Here is a 15,253-nt window from a genome sequence, read left to right on the forward strand (position 1 = left end):
AGAGTATATTTTTCTTATAACCTGAAACTATTCGCTATTCACTCTGATCTATGAACTATGGTAAGATGATAAGATTGATTGTTGTTAATTGTTAACGATTGCTTAATAATTATAAAAATACTTAATAATCTGGTTAATTCTATATACATGGGATACGTTAAACATTCTAATTTCGTTAATCTACTTCAAGAACGTGCGGTTTCGCAACCCGATAAAGTTATATTTACCTTCTTAGGCGACGGTGAAGCAGAGACGGAAAGTTTAACCTATCAGCAATTAGATAACCAAGCCAAAGCGATAGCTAAAAACTTATCCAATGTTGCCCATAGTTTATTCGGTGACAAAGGAGAAGGACAAAGAGCTTTATTATTATATCAACCCGGATTAGAATTCATAACTGCCTTTTTGGGATGTTTATATGCAGGAATCATTGCTACCCCTGCTTATCCTCCTCGTCAGAATCGATCGTTTGCACGATTGGACACTATTATTAAGGATGCTGGAGCCGTATTTGCTCTAACGACAGAATCTTTAAAGCAAAAAATTGAACAGAAATTAACCAAACATAGCAACATCATTTGTATCCCTACAGATAATATTCCTCTTGATTTAGCAAAAAATTGGCAACAATCCCCTTATATTCAAAAAGATAATCTTGCTTTTTTACAATATACCAGTGGTTCAACGGGAACACCGAAAGGAGTTATGGTAAGTCATGGTAACTTAATCCATAATTCATATTTGATTAGTAGTTGTTTTGAAAATGATAGTGATAGTATAGGTTGTTCATGGCTTCCTCCTTATCATGACATGGGTTTAATAGGGGGGATTTTACAGCCTATTTATGCCGCAATTAGCACTATTATAATGCCTCCTGTGAGCTTTTTACAGCGACCAATTCGTTGGCTTAAAGCTATTTCTAAGTATAAGATAACGACTACGGGAGGCCCTAATTTTGCTTACGAAATGTGTGTTAATTCTATCACGGAGAAACAAAAAGCGGATTTAGACTTAAGTAGTTGGAAATTAGCTTTTAGTGGTGCAGAGCCCGTTAGGGCGGAGACTATTGCCCGATTTAGCGAATATTTCGCTGATTGTGGCTTTAAACGGGAGGCTTTTTATCCTTGTTATGGTATGGCGGAAACGACTTTAATTGTTTCTGGTGCCAATAAACATCAACTTCCTATCGTCAAAACTTTGTCAGCAGAGGCTTTGACACAAAATCAGATTATTCCTGTCGAAGAAACAAATACGGATAGTCAGGTATTGGTTAGTAGTGGTAGAGTAGCTGATGAATTAGAAAGTTTAATTGTAAATCCTGATACTTTCACCGAATGTGCTGAGAATGAAGTCGGAGAAATTTGGGTAAAAGGTGCATCAGTAGCACAAGGTTATTGGCAAAAGGAAGAAGCCACTAAAAATATTTTTCATGCCTATACAAAAGATGGAAAAGGCTCTTTTTTACGCACGGGAGATTTAGGATTTATTAGTCAGGGAGAATTATTTGTCACTGGCAGACTCAAGGATTTAATTATTATTCGAGGGCGCAATCATTATCCTCAAGATATAGAGGAAAGTGTTGCTTTCTGTCATGAGGCACTTAATTCTGAGAGTGGTGCCGCTTTTGCCATAGAAACGACTCAAGATGAGCAATTGGTAGTAGTTTTTGAAATAAAACGCACTTTTTTGATGAAAATTAGTCAAGACAAAGTTTTAAACCAAGAAATTTTTACTAATATTCGCAACTCGATCGCACTCAATCATGAATTGCAAGTTTATAGTATAGTATTGTTAAAAACTGGCAGTATCCCTAAAACTTCTAGTGGTAAAATTACTCGTTATGCTTGTCGGCAAGGGTTTTTAGACGGTACTTTACAAGTCGTTGCGGAGTGGAAAACAGGAGAAGAAGAAACACAACTTTCTAGAAATGGAGGAGGTAACCCAGAAAATAATAGAAGGGAAGGAAATCAGGTTAACAATCTATTATTTGATGATAATTCTCCAGTCTCAACTATCAACTACTCACTATTTACTATTCAAAGTTGGTTGAAAGAAAACATCGCCCAAAGAATTGGGGTGAAACCTAAACAAATAGACATTTATCAACCTTTTATTAATTATGGGTTGGATTCGTTACAGGCGGTTAGACTTACAGGAGAATTAGAAGAGTGGTTAGATTGTCGTCTTTCTCCTACCCTTGCCTATGATTATCCAAATATTGCCCAATTGTCACAATATCTAGTAGAAGAAAAAACAAATATGACTCCTACACTGGATAACTTTCACCATACCCTAGGAGAAAAAATTGCTATTGTTGGCATGGCTTGTCGTTTTCCTCAAGCGAATAATTGTGATGAATTTTGGCAATTGTTACAGGAAGGAAAATCGGCTATTGGATTACGAGGTGGAACTGCCAGATCAAGCAATAGAGTTAATATAGACTATGTTGGAGGTTATATCGATAATTATGATCAATTTGATCCACAATTTTTCGATATTTCTCTTAGAGAAGCTGTTAACATTGATCCACAACAAAGAATCTTATTACAAGTTACCCATGAAGCCTTAGAAAATGCAAATATTTCCCTTGATATGCTTTCTGGTAGCAATACGGGGGTTTTTATTGGTATCAGTAGCAGTGATTATGCCCAACTTCAAGTAAAAAATGGTTGGGAGGTTAACGTTTATACCGGCACAGGTAACGCAGGATCGATCGCATCTAATCGCATATCCTATAGTTATAATCTATTAGGGCCATCTTTGAGTGTGGATACCGCTTGTTCTTCTTCATTGGTTGCGATAGACTTAGCAGTTAATAGCTTGAAAAATGGTGAATGTAGTCAAGCCATTGTCGGAGGGGTGAATCTTATCCTTTCTCCTGAGTTAACGGAAACCTTTGAAAAAGCCGGAATGATGGCGCAAGATGGTAAATGTAAAACCTTTAGCGCCGAAGCCGATGGTTATGTCAGAGGAGAAGGTTGTGGCGTTGTTATCCTTAAACCCCTTAATCAAGCTATAATCGATCGAGATAATATATTAGCCGTAATTCACGGTACTGCTGTCAACCAAGATGGAAAAAGTAACGGATTAACCGCACCTTCAGGTAAAGCGCAACAAAGGGTAGTAAAAACAGCTTGGCAAAAAGCGAGGATTACGGGGGATAAAATTAATTATATCGAAGCTCACGGCACGGGAACTGCATTAGGCGATCCGATAGAATTAAATTCTCTAGGTGAGTTATTATTATCTCGTCAGGATGAAGAATTATCTCCTGTTTGGATAGGCTCAACGAAAACAAATATCGGACATCTGGAAGCGGCGGCGGGAATAGCAGGATTAATCAAAACTGTATTAGCCTTGCATCATGAAGTTATCCCTCCCTTAGTCAACTTTACTCAACTTAATCCCTATATCAATATCAATAATAGTCGTATCAAAATTCCGACAGAATCGATTACTTGGCAAAAATCTTCGCAACCTCGTTATGCTGGTATTAGCTCATTTGGTTTTGGTGGTACAAATGCTCACGTTATTATCGGGGATGCTGTGATTGACAATGATACTGAGGCAATAGAAGATGTAAACACACGAAAACAAGAAAAAATTAATGAGGGTGAAACTTTATCATCTCTTCCTCTCTCCCTATTCCCTCCTCAACTATTAACTATCTCGGCACAAAGTGAGTCGGCGTTGTCGGATTTAGTGACTCGTTATCGTGACTTCTTAGAAACAGCAAAAGATGAAGATTTTGCTAATATCTGTTATACCTCCAATATAGCTCGATCGAGCTTAAAATATAAATTGGCTGTTGTTGGCAAGAATAAAGAAGAAATTTTATCGAGGTTAAAGGTAAAAGAAAACAAGACACTAGAAAATAGTCAAATTGCCTTTTTATGCACAGGGCAAGGATCACAATATAGTAAGATGGGAGAGGAATTATATCAAGCTTCTTCCTACTTTAAAAACATAGTCGATTATTGTGAACAAGTTTTAAATAACTACTTAGAAAAACCCCTCACCGAAGTTTTATTTGAGGAAAAAAATGAATCATTATTAAATCAAACTATCTATACTCAACCAGCTTTATTTGTTATTGAATATGCTTTAGCTAAATTATGGTTAAGGTATGGTATTCAACCATCTATTGTTATGGGGCATAGTGTGGGAGAATATGTCGCAGCAACGTTGGCGGGGGTTTTCAGTTTAGACGATGGTTTAAAATTGATTGCTTATCGAGGAAAGTTAATGCAAAAATTACCCCTCGATGGTGGAATGTTATGTTTATTTACATCTTTAGATAATGTAAAAAATTTAATCAATCAATATAATAATCAAGTAGAAATTTCCGCTATTAATGGCGATAACAATATTGTCATTTCTGGTTATAAGCATCTTTTAAAAGAAATCATAATATCAGCAGAAAAACAAAATATTAAATCGAGTAAGTTAGCCGTATCTCATGGTTTTCACTCTTTCTTGATGCAACCTATCTTAGCTGAATTTAAGGAAATCGCAGAAACTATTGATTATAATCTACCTCAACTACCAATTATTTCTAATGTCACTGGGAGGGTAAATAGTGAAGAAATAGCAACAGCTGATTATTGGGTTAATCACGTGATGAAACCTGTCAACTTTGCTGATAGTATCGCCTATTTAAAAAACAATGGTTATCAAATTCTCTTAGAAATTGGAGCAAAGCCTACTCTTTTAGGCATGGCAAAATATTTATTAAAAGATGGAGAATATATATATTTACCTAGTATCAAAAAAGACTATCCGAATCAACAAACTTTATTAAATAGTTTAGCCACTTTATACGAGTTAGGTTTTAAAATTAATTGGGCTAATTTTCATCAAGATAAACCCTTATTGAATAAGATACGGTTGCCTAATTATCCTTGGCAAAATAGTCGTTATTGGTTAGGAGATGATATTAAAAAAGATAATTCTTTATTAACACAAGCCTTATATCAAATTGAGTGGATTGAAGGGGAAACTTTTCCTCTTATTTCTTCTTTGCCGAAAAGTTATTTAATTTTTGTGGAAAGTTACTTAACGGAAAAATTAGCTCAAGATTTAAGCAAACAAGGACATAATGTTTATTTGGTATATCAAGGAAAAGAATATCGTCAACAAAATAACTGTTTTTGGTTAGGCAATAAGCAGGAAGACTATCAATTATTATGGCAAAGTCTGGATAACTTGATCAAATATACTGATTCTACTGTTAACGATAACATCTCGATCGAACCCCGAGCCTTTGGCATCGAAGTTATTATCTATGGTTGGGGTTTAAGTAACCAAGAGGAAAAAGAAACCATCAATTTGAGAGATAGTAACTATTTAGGGTGTCTTCCCGTTATCAATCTTTTGCAAAGTTTAGTGATGACTTCCTCTCAACCTCAATTATGGTTACTAACGAATCAAAGTCAATGGGTGACTCATCAAGAAAAAATTAATCCTCAAGGGGGAAGCCTTTGGGGGTTAGGAAAAGTTATCGCCTTAGAACATCCCGAATACTGGGGAGGTATCATTGATATTGAAATGGATAACCTTGCTTCCTCTTCGCCTATCCTGCAAAAAATTCTACTCACTAAAAACGAAATTGATGAGGAATCCCTCCTTACTAAAGGGGGATTAAGGAGGGGAGATGAAAAGATGTTAGCTATTCGAGGTAAAAATATCTACTGCCCTCGTTTACGACAAAAACAAAAAGAGAGTCTAACTAATAATATCTCTTTCCAAAACATTTCCTGCACGCTGCGTGCCATTGGCATCGAATCTTCGACTAGTTATCTAATTAGTGGTGGATTGGGTGCGTTAGGGATTCAGTGCGCAAATTGGTTAATTCGTCAAGGAGCAAAAAATTTAATACTTCTGTCTCGTCGTCAACCTTCGGCAACGACACGAAAACAATTAGAGGCATGGCAAAAGCAAGGAGTTAATCTTTATCTGCCTCAAGTCGATGTCACTAATTATGAAGAATTAAAGACAGTTTTTGAATATATCAAAATTAATCTACCTCCCCTTAAAGGTATCATTCACAGTGCCGGAGTTTTAGCTGATGGTATTTTAACTACTCTTTCTGTTGATAAGTTAGAGATGGTAATGTCTCCTAAAGTTTTGGGGGCTTGGAATTTACATCGACTCTCCCTTGATTTACCCATTGAATTTTTTGTCAACTTTTCTTCTGTCGCTTCTTTGTTAGGCTCTGCAGGACAAGGAAATTATAGTGCAGGTAACGGTTATTTAGATAGCTTTGCGAGTTTCCGTCACAGTTTAAATCTTCCCTGTTTAACTATCAACTGGGGTGCGTTTGATGTAGGGATGGCAGAATCAAAACAACATTCTTTAACTGCTTCGGGTATGGAGTTAATTAATGTCCATGAAGGAATAGGATTATTAGGAGAGTTAATTAACTATCCCCTGTCACAATTAGGGGTAATGAAAATTAATTGGGAAAAAATTGGGAAAAAATTCCCTAGTTTGTTTAATTCTCCTTATGTAAAAGATACTCTTCCGGTGGATGAAGAAACGCTTAACAATCTTTTTGTGGAGTTAACCCAAGCTGACAAAGAAGAAAGAGAGATATTATTAGTTGACTATCTAACTAAATCGATCGAACTTATTTTAAACCCTAACGGACATATCAACCCCGATGATAATTTAATTGACTTGGGGATGGATTCATTAATGGTAATGGAGGCAATTAATAACTTAAAGACTGACTTACAGTTAATGTTATATCCCCGTGAATTTTATGAGCGCCCGACTATCTCGGCTTTGGCTTCTTATTTAAGCCAAGAATTTGCAGTTACTCACCAGAAGGCAGAAGGAAAACCTCCTTTAATCCTTCCTAAAAAAGAAGATTTAGTCTTATCAAGTTATGCTTCTTCGGTGGAAAATATCACCTATCCCTTAGAGATAGTAAACCCCCAGCCTATAGCATTTATTTTATCAAGTCCTCGATCGGGTTCTACACTATTAAGGGTAATGTTAGCAGGGCACCCTAATCTGGTTTCGCCTCCAGAATTACATTTACTACCCTTTACTACTCTCAAAGAAAGACAACAACAACTGGAAACCTCTCATCTTGACGAGGGTTTGATTCGCACTTTGATGGATTTAAAAGGTATCACCGCCGAGGAAAGCGAGGCATTAATCAATCAATGGGTAAAAGAAAATCTATCTATCCCTGACTTATACAGAATTTTGCAGGAATTGAGTGGCAATTGTCTCTTAGTCGATAAGTCACCTACCTATGGGATAGAAATGGCTACCCTGCTTCATGCACAAAAAATGTTTTCTAATGCTAAATATATCCATTTAATTCGTCATCCTTACTCCGTTATCGAATCTTTTGCTCGTTTACGCATGGATAAACTGTTAGGATTAAGTCATCATGGTAACCCCTATGAGGTGGGGGAGAAAATTTGGCGTAAAAGTAATGAAAATATTGTTGATTTTACATCACACCTAGAATCATCTAAGGTTTATCGAGTGTTTTATGAAGACTTGGTGACAAATCCTGAAATGATTATGAGGGAAATGTGCGAGTTTTTGGAAGTGCCTTTCTCGGAGTCTGTATTGAATCCGTATCAAGGGAAGAGAATGACTGACGGGGTGCGTAATACTTCTATGGCGGTAGGTGATCCTAATTTCCACTCTCGTTCTACAATAGATGCTAGCCTAGCAAATCATTGGCGTAAAATAAACTTACCCCTCCAGCTTAATCCCCTCTCGACAAATTTGGCTCATGATTTTAACTATACCCTCCCTGATGAAAAAATCACGATCGAGATGTCGGAAAAATTTATCAAAGTGGGAGATTTAAACTTATGTGTTTGCACTTGGGGTAATCCCGATCATCCTTTAATAGTTTTAGTTCATGGTATCCTTGATCAAGGTTATGGTTGGGATATGGTAGCTCGATCGATAGCAAAAAAAGGCTATTATATAGTAGCCCCTGATTTAAGAGGACATGGTAAGTCTGATCATGTAGCGAAAGGTTGTTCTTATAATTTACTAGATTTTGTTGCGGATTTAGATAGCCTTACGAATCAATTAACTGATAAGCCTTTTGTATTAGTCGGGCATTCCCTCGGCACAATGATAACCAGTATTTTTACCAGTATGCGCCCTCAAAAGGTGAGTAAATTGGTGTTACTTGAGCCAATTTTACCCGTAGAAACGACATCCTTTCAGTTGAGTAACCTTACCAGTCAATTAGACTATCTGGTGTCACCTCCGGCTTCTCCTATTTATGGGGATGTGGAGACGGTGGGGCAACGTTTGCAAACTGCAACCCCTGATTTAACAGCAGATTTTGCTTTAAAATTAGCCCAACGTATCACTAAACCAGTAGAAAATGGAGTAACTTTTACTTACTCTCCTCTCTTAACTACTCGTGCCGGTATTGTTAATAGTATCCAACGTCAACAGTATTTACAAATGCTCTCTAATCTCACTCTACCGTTAACTATTATATATGGCGATCGAAGTAACTTTAACCGTGAAGAAGACTTGGAGGCACAACAATTAGCCATGGCTCAAGCTAATAAAATAATTATTAAAGGAGGGCATAATTTACATTTGGAAAAACCTAATGATGTAGTCTCCGCCATTTTATCTAATTAATTTATTGGTTGAATTTTGTAAACTCAATCCGGATTTTTTTATTTCTTCTGAAGGAATATATATGTAAATTCCCTTGACATTCAATCAAAAATTTTGCGAGAATACCAGAATTAGGTATTGAAAAGTAACTTTTAAGGATTTGAGTACACCATCACCTCCACTAGAAATTACCTACTCTTGTCAATAAGAAAGAACTATTATTTCCATTAATGTTTAAGTCCAGTTATTATTTTTTTGACTCAATTTGGGTTTGCTATATAATAAGCAAATGTCAACAGTCAGAGCTATTATTAATTATTAATATTAATAAAGTAAAGAATTAAAATTAATGAAAATAGTCATTACGGGCGCGACAGGTTTTGTTGGTACAAAGTTAGTAGAAAAACTAGCCCCAGAAAATCAAATTATTATCTTAACTCGTCACTTAGACAAGGTAAAATCAATATTTTCTCCGGCCATTTTACCTAATTTAGAATTTGTACATTACACTCCTAAGCAATTGGGAGATTGGCAAAGTAAAATAGATGGTTGTGATGCTGTAATTAATCTTGCTGGTGCACCTATTGCGGAAAGATGGAATGATAGTTATAAACAAGAAATTCTTGAGAGTAGGCAGTTAGGCACTAGAACTATTGTACAGGCGATCGATCAATGCAATCAAAAACCTAAAGTATTAATTAATGCTTCTGCTATTGGTTTTTATGGTACAAGTGAAACAGAAACTTATACAGAAATTAGCCCGTCAGGAAAAGATTTTTTAGCCCAAGTTTGTCAGGCATGGGAAGCAGAGGCAGAAAAAGTAAAAGAAAAAGGTGTTAGATTAGTAATTTTTCGTTTGGGGATAGTTTTAGGAAATGGAGGGGCTTTAGCTAAAATGATACCACCTTTTAAAATTTTTGCAGGAGGCCCCATCGGAGCAGGAAAACAATGGTTTTCATGGATATATAGAGAAGATATAGTCGATATGATTATTCAAGCTCTAAAAGATAGTAACTTAAATGGTACTTTTAATGCTACTACTCCTTATCCTGTTACTATGAATCAACTGTGTGAAACTCTAGGGGATGTATTAAATCGGCCATCATGGCTTCCTGTACCGGGTTTCGCTTTAGAATTGCTATTAGGAGATGGAGCAAAAGTAGTTTTAGAAGGCCAAAAAGTTTTACCACAAAAAACCACAGAGGTGATGAATTATAACTTTCGTTTTTCCAGTATAAAACCTGCTTTAGAGCATATTATTAAAACAGAGTTCTAATTCTGAAAGATGATTGATTTAGTTTTGCCAGTTAATTTTATTTAATTAAAAGCATCTTTTAAAGCTGTACGAGCGGCTAAATTACCTCTTGTAGTTGCTAAAATGTCTGCTTCTCTTTGCAACCTTTCTTGAGTATCTTGCATTTCAAGGAGAGATTGCTGTTCGATCGCCACTCCATAGAGATTACTAGCAACCCAGTAAGATAATTCTCTTGGTAGGGTGGGCAAATTTTCTGGTAACTCTATTTTTTGATCTGTTAATTTTGCCGACAGTTTTACGACATCATGTAACAAAATTGTGACTTCTTTAGCTTTTTCATATAGATTATGCTGGGTAGAGTTATCTTCAAACCATTCGACTAGGGCAACTCGGTAAGGTTTTTCTCTAACATATTCTAACACTCGAAATCTCTGCTGTCCTAATGTTAACACTTTCATTCGATCGTCTGGCAATCTTTCAAAATGGATAATTTCTGCACAACAACCTACTTTCGCTATTTCTCCATTAGTGGGATCGATCATAAGTACTCCAAAACGTCGATCGTATTCTAAAATAGTATTCATCATCATGCGATAACGAAATTCAAAGATATGCAACGGTAAAGGGCGCCCCGGAAATAAAACTACTTCAGGGAGGGGAAACAAGGGTAATTCTCTAACTGCAATGGAAGAAGATGCCATGATTTTTCGCTCTAATTATGTATGCACTTTTCTCTAATTTAGCGGATTTTGGCATTTATTGACAGTTTACAAACTAAAGGCTTTAGTAAAAAAATGAACCTTAAGAGTTATGTCTTAATTGATGCCATTGCCAAGCATGACGGATAATAGTTTCAATTTCGGGGTATTGAGGTTGCCAACGAAGAATTTTACGAGCTTTTTCAGAACTTCCGACTAATATGGGTGGATCTCCGGGACGACGATCGTCAATTTTTACTGTAAAATTTTGTTGAGTAACTTTTTTTGTTGCTTCGATAACTTCTTTCACAGAAAAACCATTACCATTTCCAAGATTAAAAATCTCACTTTTACCACCTTTTAACAGATATTCTAAGCCTAATAAATGAGCTTGGGCTAAATCTTCGACATGAATATAATCACGAATACAAGTACCGTCAGGAGTCGGATAATCATTTCCTAAAATGGAGACAAAATCTCTTTTCCCTAACGCCGTATAAAGGATAAGAGGGATTAAATGAGGTTCGGGATTATGATCCTCTCCTATTAAAGCATCAACAGAAGCCCCTGCCGCATTAAAATAACGAAAAGCAACATATTCCCAACCATAAGCTCTTTGAAAATCAGCTAACATTTTTTCTACGACTAATTTGGTATAGCCATAGGTATTAATGGGATTTTGAGAATGACTTTCGGTAATGGGGATTTCTGTGGGAATGCCGTAAGTGGCACAAGTAGAAGAAAATACCATATTTCTGACTCCTGCCGATTCCATTGTTTCAAGTAAGTTGAGAGTAGAAACAACATTATTACGGTAATATTTAGCAGGATTTTCCATAGATTCCCCAACATAGGCATAAGCGGCAAAATGAATCACGGCATCTATTTTATATTCCTGAAATATTTTATCTAATAAGGCTCGATCGCACAAATCACCATGAACAAAATTAACTTTTAGTCGATCGATGATATATTGATGACCATAGACTAAGTTATCCAAAACTAACAAATCATAACCCTTACTTTGTAAAAGTTTAACCGTGTGCGAACCAATATAACCGGCACCACCAGTCACTAAAATAGTCATAATAATAAATAAATCAAATCTTTAGTAACAAATTGTATTTTATATAGGTTTTAGTTTATTGAAATGAGATGATTTTGAAAATCTTGGATTAATAAATTATAAACAAAGGGATCTGTAATACTATGATGTAATTTAACCGCTAAAGGAATATAAAGTTTGTCATTTTCCCAATATCTTTGACCAAAATAAAACAATGGTTGTCCTTCAATAAAGTTCTTTTGCCAATGTAAAGTTAATCCTGTAAACCTTAGATTAGGCAAATTACCAATAAAACAAGATAGTAAATAGTTTATCTCTTCTACTCTTGTTCCTTTTCCTCCTCTAATATTATCTAAAGTCGATCGATATCGATCGAAAAAATCATTCAATGATAACTGAGAAATATTTTCCAATAACATTTCCGAGAATCTTTGTTTACCTTCCACAGCAACAGGAATAACAATAGGGGGATTATCAAGAATATACCAATCATGTTGTAGTAATCTCAAATTAAAACAAAAGTGATTCGGTAATACTTTAACTAAATTCCACACCAAAAACGCAAAAAAAGTTGATTTTTCATTTCTGATAGTTTCATAAATTTTATAGGCTTCTGTTACTTCTAATTGCAAAGTAATATCTATTGTAGGATTTTGTAAAATATCTGTTTTAGTAAAGAAATCTAATGACCAACTTAAGTAACCTTCTTTGTCATCTTCTGTTAATAAACGAGGTAGATATTTTGGAGGAATAATCATTAATTAATAGAGGAGGTTTACAATCAAAAGTTTTTCGTGAAATAGTCAAAAGATAAATAAACCAACAATAGTAATACTCGTAACTCCAAGACTTAACCAAATAAATTGATTATCCTTAGTGTTAACTTTGCTTAAATCTATCAATTCAATTTGACGTTTAGGCTTTATTTTACGATTAGGACTACTAGCTTGTCTATACTGATTACTAGGGGAAGTATTATTAAGGAGATCGGGAATTTCTGTCATCCATTCTTTAGGACGCTGTAATTTTGGTGCTTTAATGATATAAAGTAATTGAAGGGCTTGTTTTTTTGTTTCCTTATCAGAATGACTTGATAACTCCTGACAAAGTGCGATCGCTTTTTCTGTTTCCCCGGCAGCCTCATAGGCATTCACTAACCAGATTTTAACCTCCCCTGCTAAAGAAGAATAAGGTGAGATTAATTGAGAGGCTTGTTCTAAGTGGTCAATACTAACACGATAACGCCCTGTGTCAAAGGCTAATTTACCTTTTCGGTAATTCTGTTCAAATTGCGTTTGCGAAAATGAATTAGTCACGACAGACAATTAACAGCGAATAATGAATTTAGTTTTGGTGTTTCACTCTTTTTATTTTCGATCGTTCATTGTCTATTGTCAATTTTTTTAAGCATACTCACCTTGTAATACTTCATCATATTCATCTGCGATCGTAGCAACTAAGGTTATTGTACGAGAAATTTCAGCAGGAGACAAGTCATCTACAGTTCTTTGACAAGAAACGACTACTTGATTATTAAAAATAGAGAAACAAGTTTCAAAAGTTCCACTCCAATTCAATTCCATCAGTTGACGCAATAACTGAGGCTCGTTTTTTGCGGGTAAAGATAAAACCGTTGCCCAAACAGTTAATAAATCATCGTCACTTTCTCCAGTTAATTGAACAAAAACTTCTACCGTGCCATATTGAAATTTCCAAACATAGCCATCTTCAGTACCTTGTACCATTGCGCTATCATTTTCTTCCAAGCTAGAGATTACCGTTTCAATTTCCTCTTTGTGGCTATTTTTCGGTAAATCTAACTCATTAAAATTAGCTTGTAAATCTTCAGTGATCAATTCAGGGGTACTCATAATTCTTTCTAATTTAGTAGTTTTATATCCTATCAATAAAATATTACACTATGATAATGAAAAAGTAACAATTTTTGTATTTTCGACAACAAACCATTAAACCTTTAACCAACAATGTAAATTTCAAAATAAAGATTTTAGGTTTTAGGTGAAAAGTTGTAGATAGTGCCTTTATTTGTTGTTGAGTATAAAGTATTATTGAAACTTTTTAAGTTTAAAATTGCCCCAAAGGGAGAATATTCCTTTAAGATTAAATTGCCGTTGATTTGAAAACAATAAAAATAACCATAGTGATCACAACTAAAAATTAATTGGGTGTCGATATTAACAAATCCACTATAACTTGAGCCTTGACATTGAGCTATGCTTGAAAACTTAACATAATTCGTTGACCATTGAAAACGAGGAGTTATTTTAGAAATAGTACCATCACTACAACCAAAAACTAATTCTTCCGAGGTTAAATATTGCCACATCACACCCCAAGTTAAATCATGTTTCCACAATAATTGACCATCTTTGCAACTATAACAATTTATACCTTTACTATGACCCAGAAAAATTCTTTCTCCATCACTACATAAAGAGATCGAATGAGATAAAGAAGTAGATAGTTGCCATTGTTTTTGATAATCTTTATCTAAAAAAGTAAGATTACCGTATATATCCACAAGAACTAGATTTTCTTTACTATGACACAATGCAAGTATAATATATTGATAGTCATAGTTATTTTCGGGACGGGCGTTATAAATAGACTCTAATGCTTGATTTTTTAAGTGATAAATTTTACCGTCATTACAAGCTATATAAATTTTTTCTTGAGATGTAATTATAGAGGAGATTTTACTAGGTAATTGAAGGGTATAAAAAAGTTCTCCTTGATGATTTAAAACCGACAATAAACCATCTCTATTACCAACATAACAATATTCTCGATCGATTTCTAAGACAGAAGCAGGAATTTTGTATGAACCTTTGGGATTTTCGGGGGTGTATTCCCAAGTACAATGTACATTATTCTCTGTATCTTGTGGACGAGTGAAACATCTACCATGAATTTTGTTTTCTATAAGCCAAAAATTCTTAAGATCATCATGGGATGAGTTATTCAAAGATTGAAATAAATAGGTAACATCTGAATACTCGATCGCAAAAAAAGGAACTTCAGCTAATCTCGGTAAATTTTCTCGATTAACAATATCGGTGGTAAAATAAACTGAACCAAAGTCATAACCAAAAGATCGAGGGGTTTCTGTTGGTAATCCTTGAATCATGATGCCATCAATAAAACCCGTTTGTGCATTCCTTAATATAAAGCGATCACCAATATCATGAGCTATAAATTTCATCTCAAAAAAAGTTAATTGTTAATCGTTTATTAAAGTTTAGCCTCCGGCAACCGCAGGTACAATACTTACTTCATCGCCATCAGTTAAAGGAGTAGCTACATTATCTAAGAAGCGAATATCTTCACTATTAACATAGAAATTGAGGAAACGACGAGGTGCGCCTTGTTCGTCACATAAACGAGCTTTGATACCGGGGCAATTTGTTTCTAAAGCATCAAGCAACTCTTGAATATTGGTTGCACTACATTCGATCGTAGCTTGTTCTTTTGTAAATTTTTGTAAAGGGGTAGGAATTAATACTTTTACGGACATATTTAGATAAATTTTAATATTGTTTACATTAAGAGAAAAGGACGACAGGAATAAAGAAAAAATTTAATTCGTTATTCCTC

At 35.0% G+C, this 15,253-nt stretch carries 9 protein-coding genes; 2 read left to right on the forward strand and 7 right to left on the reverse strand.

What is annotated here, in order from left to right; genetic code table 11:
• Positions 1-147: 147 nt before the first annotated feature.
• Both GM3709_RS17060 and GM3709_RS17065 read left to right on the forward strand, forming a co-directional pair.
• The gene (locus tag GM3709_RS17060; protein WP_060833030.1) at positions 148-8,640 is read left to right on the forward strand and encodes a type I polyketide synthase; all 8,493 of its coding nucleotides are present in this window, start codon (positions 148-150) and stop codon (positions 8,638-8,640) included.
• Between the two features lie 328 nt (positions 8,641-8,968).
• A complete protein-coding gene (locus tag GM3709_RS17065; protein ID WP_060832880.1) occupies positions 8,969-9,895 on the forward strand; it encodes a TIGR01777 family oxidoreductase in 927 nt (308 codons plus the stop codon).
• Between the two features lie 41 nt (positions 9,896-9,936).
• Here GM3709_RS17065 and GM3709_RS17070 read toward each other — a convergent pair whose 3' ends face one another.
• From GM3709_RS17070 to GM3709_RS17100, 7 genes are all read right to left on the reverse strand, one after another.
• Entirely contained in the window at positions 9,937-10,575 is a 639-nt protein-coding gene (locus GM3709_RS17070) for an LON peptidase substrate-binding domain-containing protein (protein ID WP_060832881.1), read from the reverse strand.
• 100 nt (positions 10,576-10,675) lie between these two features.
• Positions 10,676-11,659, reverse strand: a complete 984-nt coding sequence (gene galE / locus GM3709_RS17075; RefSeq protein ID WP_060832882.1) for a UDP-glucose 4-epimerase GalE — start codon at positions 11,657-11,659, stop codon at positions 10,676-10,678.
• 50 nt (positions 11,660-11,709) lie between these two features.
• The gene (locus GM3709_RS17080) at positions 11,710-12,396 is read right to left on the reverse strand and encodes a CatA-like O-acetyltransferase (protein ID WP_060832883.1); all 687 of its coding nucleotides are present in this window, start codon (positions 12,394-12,396) and stop codon (positions 11,710-11,712) included.
• 45 nt (positions 12,397-12,441) lie between these two features.
• Positions 12,442-12,954 carry a tetratricopeptide repeat protein gene (locus GM3709_RS17085; protein WP_060832884.1) on the reverse strand — a complete coding sequence of 171 codons (513 nt, stop codon included), beginning with the start codon at positions 12,952-12,954 and terminating at the stop codon, positions 12,442-12,444.
• A gap of 87 nt (positions 12,955-13,041) precedes the next feature.
• On the reverse strand, positions 13,042-13,509 hold the full coding sequence (locus GM3709_RS17090; RefSeq protein ID WP_060832885.1) for a YbjN domain-containing protein: 468 nt from the start codon (positions 13,507-13,509) through the stop codon (positions 13,042-13,044).
• 137 nt (positions 13,510-13,646) lie between these two features.
• Positions 13,647-14,861, reverse strand: a complete 1,215-nt coding sequence (locus GM3709_RS17095) for a hypothetical protein (protein ID WP_066121507.1) — start codon at positions 14,859-14,861, stop codon at positions 13,647-13,649.
• 36 nt (positions 14,862-14,897) lie between these two features.
• Positions 14,898-15,173 (reverse strand): MoaD/ThiS family protein, encoded by a 276-nt coding sequence (locus GM3709_RS17100; RefSeq protein ID WP_060832886.1) that lies wholly within the window; start codon positions 15,171-15,173, stop codon positions 14,898-14,900.
• Between the last annotated feature and the right edge of the window lie 80 nt (positions 15,174-15,253).

The organism is Geminocystis sp. NIES-3709 (assembly GCF_001548115.1).
Taxonomy (GTDB): domain Bacteria; phylum Cyanobacteriota; class Cyanobacteriia; order Cyanobacteriales; family Cyanobacteriaceae; genus Geminocystis.

Bases quoted from the DNA above. Each gene is read 5' to 3' on its own strand.
- GM3709_RS17060 (WP_060833030.1), top strand. From the start codon at position 148: ATGGGATACGTTAAACATTCTAATTTCGTTAATCTACTTCAAGAACGT.
- GM3709_RS17065 (WP_060832880.1), top strand. From the start codon at position 8,969: ATGAAAATAGTCATTACGGGCGCGACAGGTTTTGTTGGTACAAAGTTA.
- GM3709_RS17070 (WP_060832881.1), bottom strand. From the start codon at position 10,575: ATGGCATCTTCTTCCATTGCAGTTAGAGAATTACCCTTGTTTCCCCTC.
- galE (WP_060832882.1), bottom strand. From the start codon at position 11,659: ATGACTATTTTAGTGACTGGTGGTGCCGGTTATATTGGTTCGCACACG.
- GM3709_RS17080 (WP_060832883.1), bottom strand. From the start codon at position 12,396: ATGATTATTCCTCCAAAATATCTACCTCGTTTATTAACAGAAGATGAC.
- GM3709_RS17090 (WP_060832885.1), bottom strand. From the start codon at position 13,509: ATGAGTACCCCTGAATTGATCACTGAAGATTTACAAGCTAATTTTAAT.
- GM3709_RS17095 (WP_066121507.1), bottom strand. From the start codon at position 14,861: ATGAAATTTATAGCTCATGATATTGGTGATCGCTTTATATTAAGGAAT.
- GM3709_RS17100 (WP_060832886.1), bottom strand. From the start codon at position 15,173: ATGTCCGTAAAAGTATTAATTCCTACCCCTTTACAAAAATTTACAAAA.